The following is a 7,333-nucleotide window of genomic DNA, read 5'->3' on the forward strand; positions in this document are numbered from 1 at the left end:
CCCGGCGGGGATCGGGCCCGATCAGGCGGAGGCGCCGGCCAGCTCGCGGACCGGGACCTCCTCGCGCAGGGCGCGGTTGACGGCCGAGACGATGGCCTTGAGGGAGGCGGTCGAGATGTCGGCGTCCACGCCCACGCCCCACAGGGTGCGGCCGTTCACCGTGCACTCGACGTACGAGGCGGCCAGCGCGTCGCCGCCGGCGCTGAGCGCGTGCTCGACGTAGTCGAGGACCCGGACCTCGACGCCCTGCTGCTCCAGCACGGCCTCGAAGGCGTTGATCGGGCCGTTGCCCCGCGAGCTGGCCGAGACGCGCTCGTCGCCCACCCGGAGGACCGCGTCCAGCGCGATGCTGCCGCCCAGATCGCTCGACGTGTTCGTGCGCAGCAGCTCGAAGCGGCCCCACTTCTCGTCGGCGCGCTCGGCGGGCGCCGGCAGGTACTCGTCCTGGAACACCGTCCAGATCTGCTCGCTCGTGACCTCGCCGCCCTCGGCGTCGGTCTTGGCCTGCACGACGCCCGAGAACTCGATCTGCAGCCGGCGCGGCAGGTCGAGCGCGTGGTCCGTCTTCAGCAGGTACGCGACTCCGCCCTTGCCGGACTGCGAGTTGACGCGGATGACCGCCTCGTAGGAGCGGCCCAGGTCCTTCGGGTCCACCGGCAGGTAGGGCACGGCCCAGGTGAGCTCGTCGACGCTGCGGCCGGTCCGCTCGGCCTCGGCCTGCATCGCCTCGAAGCCCTTCTTGATGGCGTCCTGGTGCGAGCCGCTGAAGGCGGTGAAGACCAGGTCGCCCGCCCAGGGGCTGCGCTCGGGCACGGGCAGCTGGTTGCAGTACTCGGCGGTGCGCTTGATGCCGTCCATGTCGCTGAAGTCGATCTGCGGGTCGATCCCCTGGGTGAACAGGTTCACGCCCAGCGCGACCAGATCGACGTTGCCGGTGCGCTCGCCGTTGCCGAAGAGGCAGCCCTCGATCCGGTCGGCACCGGCCAAGTAGCCCAGCTCGGCCGCCGCCACGGCCGTGCCGCGGTCGTTGTGGGGGTGCAGCGACAGCACGATGTTCTCGCGCTGCGCGAGGTTGCGGCTCATCCACTCGATCGAGTCTGCGTAGACGTTCGGGGTGGCCATCTCGACGGTGGCGGGCAGGTTCAGGATGACCTTGCGCTCGGGAGTCGGCTCGAAGACCTCGACGACCCGGTCGCAGATCTCGCGGGCGAAGTCGAGCTCGGTGCCGGTGTAGCTCTCGGGCGAGTACTCGTAGTAGACGGCCGTGCCGGGGACGGTCGACTCCATCTCGCGGCACTTGCGGGCGCCGGCCAGCGCGATGTCGATGATGCCCTGACGGTCCTTGCGGAACACGACCTCGCGCTGCAGCACGCTCGTGGAGTTGTAGAGGTGCACGATCGCCTGGCGCGCGCCGCGGATCGACTCGTAGGTGCGCTCGATCAGGTGGTCGCGGGCCTGGGTCAGCACCTGGATGGTGACGTCCTCGGGGATCGCGCCCTCCTCGATGAGGCTGCGCACGAAGTCGAAGTCGGTCTGGCTCGCGCTCGGGAACCCGACCTCGATCTCCTTGTAGCCCATCCGGACCAGCAGATCGAACATGATGCGCTTGCGCTCGGGGCTCATCGGGTCGATGAGCGCCTGGTTGCCGTCGCGGAGGTCCACGGCGCACCAGCGGGGCGCGGCGGTGATGCGCTTCGACGGCCAGGTGCGGTCGGGCAGGTCCACGGCGATCAGCTCGTGGAAGGGACGGTACTTGCCGATCGGCATGGGCGACGGCTTCTGGTTGTTCAGCATGAGGTGCTCTCCCGGCGCAGTGGTGCGCACGTGTCTGTTCTCGCTCGTGACCGATCCCGCTCGCGTGCGGCTCCGCTGGTGGGCGGTGCCGGTCGGGCGGTCTCGCGGGGATCCGGATGCGGATCGACCTCGCGGGCGAGGGATGGTTCAGCCGACGACGGACTCCGCGACGAGGATGGCCTGAGGATCAGATCTCGTCGCGGCGGAGAAGGAGGAGCTGTCCGAAGCGCACCCGGTCAGGGTAGCACCGCCCCCGCGGCGCGTCACCCCGGCGTCCCGCGCTAGGAGACCAGGCCGTTCTCGTAGGCGTAGACCACCAGCTGCACACGGTCGCGCAGGCCGAGCTTGCCGAGGGTGCGGCTGATGTGCGTCTTCACCGTCGCCTCGCTCAGGAACTCGGCCCGCGCGATCTCGGTGTTGCTCATCCCCCGCGCGGCCAGGTGGAAGATCTCGCGCTCGCGGTCGGTGAGGGTCGCGAAGGCGGGCGGGGTCTCGCGTCCGCTGCCCGCCGCTCCGAAGTGCTCGAAGAGCTCGCGGGTCGCGGAGGCGGCGACCACGGCGGTCCCCGCGTGCACGGTGCGGACGGAGGCGAGGAGGAAGCCGGGCTCCGTGTCCTTCAGGAGGAAGCCGCTCGCGCCCGCCCGGATGGCGCGCGCGGCCGCCTCGTCGAGGTCGAAGGTGGTCAGCACGAGGATGCGCGGAGGCTGGACCCGCCGCTCCTGCGCGTCCGCGAGGATCCGCCGGGTCGACTCGATCCCGTCGACGCCCGGCATCCGGATGTCCATCAGCACGACGTCGGGGGCCAGCCGCGCGACCAGCTCCGCGCCCTCCGCTCCGTCGGAGGCCTCGCCGACCACCTCGAGATCGGGCTGCGAGCCGAGCAGCATGCGGATGCCGGCGCGGAAGAGGGCCTGGTCGTCGACGAGGACGAGGCGGATGGTGTCGGTCATGTGGGGCTGCCTCCGGAGGCGAGGGGTGGGGCGGTGCGGGCGAGGGACGGGGAGGAGGGCAGGCGCGCGTCGACGACGAAGTCGTCCCCGACCGGGCCGGCGGCGAGCACTCCCCCGACGAGCGCGGCGCGCTCGCGCATGCCGACCAGGCCGTGGCCCTCGCCCGGCAGGGAGTCGCGCTCGACGTCGGCGCACCGGGCGTTGCGCACGGTCAGGGCGAGCTCGCCGCCGTCCTGGCGCAGGGCGATGTCGAGCGGCGAGCCCGGGCGGCCGTGGCGGAGAGCGTTCGTGGTCGCCTCCTGGGCGATGCGGTACAGGGCCAGACCGACGGCGCGCGGCACCGCCTCCAGGTCGACGGCGAGCTCGGCGCGGACGGGGGCTCCGGCTCCGCCCACGCTGTCGAGGAGGGCCGGCAGGTCGCGGGCGCCGGGCTGCGGGCCGTCGCTCTGCGAGTGCCGCAGCTGGGCGAGGAGCACGCGCACGTCGCCGAGGGCGTCCCGGGCGACGGAGGAGATGGTCAGCAGCGCGGCGTCGGTCTGCTCGGGGCTGGTGGCGCCGAGGTAGCGCGCGCCGTCGGCCTGCGCGATCACGACGGCGAGGGAGTGGGCGACGACGTCGTGCATGTCGCGGGCGATCCGGTTGCGCTCCTCCACGGTGTCGAGCTCGCGCTGCGCCCGCGCGCGCTCCTGCTCGGCCTGCGCGCGCAGGGTCTGGCCCTCCCGCGCCCGGCGGACCGAGCGGGAGAGCAGTCCGATGGTCCAGGAGAGGCCGAGCGTCGCGAGGATCCCGCCGAAGGTGGCGCCGGCCGACAGCAGGCCGTCGTAGGCGCTCGCGACGAGGTCGAAGACCAGGACGAGGTAGACGACGGCGACCACGGCGCCGAGGACGGCCGACACCGCGCCCGCGATCCGCACCCGCCGCGACTCCGACGCGCCGGCGCCGAAGAGGACGGCCAGGATGGCCAGATCCGCGGGTCCGGGAGCGAGGCTCGCGCTCATCTGGAGGGCGGCACCGGCCCAGGCGATCGAGAGGGCGAGGACCGGGGACCGCCGGTGCAGCACCAGCGCGACCGCGAGCACGCCCGCGACCAGCAGCTGCATCGCGCCCTCCACCCCGGCGAACGGGAGGCCGGCGACGAGGAGGAGCACCAGCGCCTGACCACCGGCGACCCCCACCGCGAAGGGGTCCTGCGGACCGGCGACCCGGTTCAGCAGCGCGTCGATCCGATCGCCCGCGAGGACCGGCGCCCGCAGCGCGTTGAGGTACACGAGGACCTTCGCCGCACCGAGCACGGAGGCGACCGCGAGGGCGACCAGGGCGAGGACCACGAACTCCACGCGCGCCGGGAGCCCGGACGGATCGAGCGGGCCGGAGAGGCCGAGCGCGACGGTGACGCCGCCGATCCCGGCGAGGATCAGGCCGCCCGCAAGCGCCAGGGCACGGGTCCAGGGGCCCACCCGGCGGGTCGTCTGCCAGAGGACGACCAGGCCGACGAGCACCCCGTCGACGGGGACGCCGCCGAGCAGGACGCCTCCGTCGGCGAGCGCGCCGACCGCGACGAGCGAGGGGGCGAGCGCGGGCAGGAATCCCGCGACGGCGAGGGCCAGCGCGAGCACGAGGCCGCCGGCGATCCGCTCGGTCGGAGTGACCCCGGTGAGCCCGAGCAGCAGGTGGAGGGCGGCGAGCAGCGCCCCGGCGATCGGCAGGGCCGCCGGTCGGTCGAGGAGGGCGCGCATGAGGACCACGCTACGGGTCCGCGCGCCCGGGGGCGTCGTCCTGGAGGGTGACCGCCGTCGTCCTCCGGCGTCAGAAGCCCAGGCGCCCCAGCAGCTTCGGGTCGCGCTGCCACTCCTTGGCGACCTTCACCCGGATGGAGAGGAACACGCGACGGCCCAGCAGGCGCTCGATCTGCTCGCGGGAGACGGCTCCCACCTCGCGCAGGCGCTGGCCGCCCTTGCCGATGATGATGCCCTTCTGGCTGTCGCGCTCCACGAAGACGTTGGCGTAGATGTCGATCAGCGAGCCGTCCTCGCGCTCGACCATGTCGTCGAGCGTCACGGCGAGGGAGTGCGGCAGCTCGTCCGAGACGCCCTCGAGAGCGGCCTCGCGGATGAACTCGGCGATCCGCGAGGACAGGTCCTCGTCGGTCACCGCCTCCTCCGGGTAGAGGGCGGGCGAGACCGGCATCAGGCGCAGGAGCTCGACGGCCAGGACGTCCAGCTGCTCCTCGGTCACGGCCGAGATCGGCACGATCGTGTCCCACTCGCGCAGCTCCGAGACGGCGAGCAGCTGCTTCGCCACGGACTTCTTCGAGGAGAGGTCGACCTTCGAGACGATCGCGACCTTCCGAGCGCGCGGGAAGGAGTCGAGCTGCTCGTTGATGAAGCGGTCTCCCGGGCCGATCGGCTCGTCCGCGGGGAACAGCATCCCGATGACGTCGACGTCGCCGAGGGTCGAGGTGACGAGCGAGTTCAGCCGCTCTCCGAGGAGCGTGCGCGGCCGGTGGATGCCGGGGGTGTCGACGACGATCAGCTGGCCGTCGGTGCGGTGCACCACGCCGCGGATAGCGCGCCGCGTGGTCTGGGGCTTCGAGCTCGTGATGGCGATCTTCTCGCCGACGAGGGCGTTCGTGAGCGTCGACTTGCCCACGTTCGGGCGGCCGACGAAGGACACGAAGCCCGCCCGGTAGGGTGCGGCGGCGGGAGTGGTGTCGGTCATCGTGCGTCCTCGTGCTGATCGCCCGTGGCTCCGCGGGTGGGAGCCGTGCTCGGGCTGGGGGTGGTGGTGCCGCCGTCCGCGATGATCGCGACGGGGCCGGTGCCGGGCTCGCCGGCGGTGTCCAGATCGGGATCGCGGCGGACGATCACCGTGGAGATGGTCCCACGGCGCGGGTCCGCCTGCTCGGCCTCGAGCAGCACTCCGCCGATCCGCGCCGTCGCGCCGCGCTCGGGGAGGCGCCCGTAGGCCTTGGTCAGCAGTCCGCCGACCGAGTCGACGTCGTCGTCCTCGAGGTCGAGCTCGAACAGCTCGCCGAGCTCGTCCACCGGCAGGCGCGCCGAGACGCGGTAGACCCCGGGCGCCGTCTCCTCGAAGAGGTCGACCTCGCGGTCGTACTCGTCGGAGATGTCGCCGACGAGCTCCTCGATGAGGTCCTCCAGCGTCACCAGGCCCGCGATGCCGCCGTACTCGTCGACCACCATCGCGAGGTGGTTGGACTCGAGCTGCATCTGGCGGAGCAGCTCGTCGGCCTTCTTCGACTCGGGCACGAACAGCGCGGGGCGCGCGAGGTCGGCGACCGTGTCGTCGTCGTCCGGCCGCTCGTAGGTGTGCCGGGCCACGTCGCGCAGGTAGAGCACGCCGAGGACGTCGTCGACGCCGTCGCCGATGACGGGGAGCCGGGAGATGCCGCGGCTCAGCAGGAGCCCCATGCCGGCGCCGACGGAGGAGGTCGCCTCGATCGTCACCATGTCGGTGCGGGGCACCATCACCTCGCGGACGAAGGTGTCGTTGAACTCGAAGATCGAGTGGATCAGCTCGCGGTCGTCCTGCTCGAGCACGTCCTGCTCGGTCGCCTCGTCGACCATGCTGAGCAGCTGCTCCTCGGAGGAGAACCCCGCCGAGCGCCCGGTCCCCGGCGTCACCCGGTTGCCGAGTGCCACGAGCCCGTGCGCGACCGGACCCAGCGCGAGCCGGAGCACGTGCACGAGCGAGGCGCTGGTGGACAGGACCGCGCGGGCGTTGGCGCGCCCGACGCTGCGGGGGCTGGAGCCGACCAGGACGAACGAGACCGCCGCCATGATCAGGACCGCCAGCAGGAGCGCGAGCCAGAGCTGCGGGACCTCGACGACCAGCACCGTGGTGACGAACACCGCGGCCGTCGTCTCGGCCGCGATCCGCGAGAAGTTGACGACGTTGACGTGGGCGCTCATGTCGCCCGCGATCGCGCGGAGAGCGCGGGCGCTGCGGGAGTGCTGGGCCATGTCGAGCAGGTCGCTGCGCGAGAGGACGCCGAGTGCGGCGTCGGTCGCGGCGAACCAGCCGCCGACGGCGACGAGCGCGAGGGCGGCGATGAGGAGCTGGAGAGTGGGCACTGCGCGCTCTAGCGGCGTCGCTCGCTGATGTGGAAGCCGACCAGGATGTCGCGCTGGATGCCGAACATCTCGCGCTCCTCCTCCGGCTCGGCGTGATCGAAGCCGAGCAGGTGCAGGAGCCCGTGGGCGGTCAGCAGCTGCAGCTCGTCGAGCACGGAGTGGCCGGCCGACTCGGCCTGGGACTGCGCGACCTGCGGGCAGAGCACGATGTCACCGAGGAGCCCCGCGGGGGTCTGCTCGTCCTCGGTCCCGGGACGCAGCTCGTCCATCGGGAAGCTGAGCACGTCGGTCGGTCCCGGCTCGTCCATCCACTGCACGTGCAGCTGCTCCATCGCGCCCTCGTCGACCAGCACGATCGCGAGCTCGGCGTCGGGGTGCACGTGGAGCGAGTCGAGCGCGTAGCCGGCGAGGCGCAGCAGGGCGGCCTCGTCGACGGGGACGCTCGACTCGTTGTTGATCTCGATGCTCACGGGGGCGGGTCTTCCTTCGGTTCGGGAG

6 protein-coding genes are annotated in these 7,333 nt (G+C 72.6%); all 6 read right to left on the reverse strand.

Features of this window, described 5'->3' with window-relative positions; all coding sequences use genetic code 11:
• Positions 1-21 precede the first annotated feature (21 nt).
• The 6 genes from leuA to ybeY all read right to left on the reverse strand — a co-directional run bounded on the left by leuA (position 22) and on the right by ybeY (position 7,305).
• Positions 22-1,794 carry a 2-isopropylmalate synthase gene (gene leuA / locus C5C46_RS10775; RefSeq protein WP_104226696.1) on the reverse strand — a complete coding sequence of 591 codons (1,773 nt, stop codon included), beginning with the start codon at positions 1,792-1,794 and terminating at the stop codon, positions 22-24.
• A gap of 281 nt (positions 1,795-2,075) precedes the next feature.
• Entirely contained in the window at positions 2,076-2,744 is a 669-nt protein-coding gene (locus C5C46_RS10780; RefSeq protein ID WP_104226697.1) for a response regulator transcription factor, read from the reverse strand.
• Entirely contained in the window at positions 2,741-4,480 is a 1,740-nt protein-coding gene (locus C5C46_RS10785) for a sensor histidine kinase (RefSeq protein ID WP_146078980.1), read from the reverse strand. The genes C5C46_RS10780 and C5C46_RS10785 overlap by 4 nt, the downstream gene beginning before the upstream one ends.
• Before the next feature lie 70 nt (positions 4,481-4,550).
• Positions 4,551-5,462, reverse strand: coding sequence for a GTPase Era (gene era, locus C5C46_RS10790; protein ID WP_104223426.1), 912 nt, complete (start codon positions 5,460-5,462; stop codon positions 4,551-4,553).
• The gene (locus tag C5C46_RS10795; RefSeq protein ID WP_104223425.1) at positions 5,459-6,835 is read right to left on the reverse strand and encodes a hemolysin family protein; all 1,377 of its coding nucleotides are present in this window, start codon (positions 6,833-6,835) and stop codon (positions 5,459-5,461) included. Before C5C46_RS10795 ends, era begins: the two co-directional genes overlap by 4 nt.
• Positions 6,836-6,843: 8 nt before the next feature.
• Positions 6,844-7,305 (reverse strand): rRNA maturation RNase YbeY, encoded by a 462-nt coding sequence (ybeY, locus tag C5C46_RS10800; protein WP_104223424.1) that lies wholly within the window; start codon positions 7,303-7,305, stop codon positions 6,844-6,846.
• Positions 7,306-7,333 lie beyond the last annotated feature (28 nt).

The organism is Rathayibacter sp. AY1E6, assembly GCF_002931115.1.
Classification (GTDB): domain Bacteria; phylum Actinomycetota; class Actinomycetes; order Actinomycetales; family Microbacteriaceae; genus Rathayibacter.